This is a genomic window from Pelosinus baikalensis (genome assembly GCF_020819555.1).
GTDB classification, from domain to species: Bacteria; Bacillota; Negativicutes; order DSM-13327; family DSM-13327; genus Pelosinus; species Pelosinus baikalensis.
The window spans coordinates 1-574 of record NZ_JAJHJB010000148.1 but is presented as its reverse complement, the minus strand read 5'-3'; the positions used below and the strand labels follow the sequence as shown (position 1 = coordinate 574).

Below are 574 nucleotides of genomic sequence, written 5' to 3'. Positions count from 1 at the left end.
AATTCTGGACGCCCAAGCGATAAAGAGCTTTCCTTAGAAGAAAAATATGAACGACTTAAATTACAAAATAGCTACTTGAAAGCCGAGAATGATTTACTAAAAAAGCTCGAGTTGTTAGAAAGGAGGTTGAGCAAAAAGAAATAGCATTAGCCGCAAAAGAAAAGTTCATTATGTTAGCCCATATAATTAAAGAATATAAGCTTAAAAATTCCATTAGTATGTTGTGCAAAATTGCGGGTGTATCCCGCTCTGGTTACTATAATTATTTTTCAACAACATCAAAAAATAGACGAATCAAACATAATAAGCAAGATGAGCAAGTTAAAGAAGTTATCTTAAAAGCATATAACTTTAGAGGACGTAAGAAAGGAGCCCGCCAGATTAAAATGACTTTGGCGGGAGAATATGATATTACCTATAATTTAAAACGCATTCGACGAATCATGAAAAAGTATGATATTGTCTGCCCTATTCGAAAAGCAAATCCATATAGAAGAATGGTGAAAGCAACACAGGAACATAGAGTATTGCCAGATTTGTTAAAACGAAATTTCAAACAAAACATTCCAGGAAA

1 pseudogene is annotated in these 574 nt (G+C 33.1%); it reads left to right on the top strand.

The window, feature by feature from the left end:
* Positions 1–574, top strand: a pseudogene (locus LMF89_RS25535) (IS3 family transposase); the annotation flags it as partial.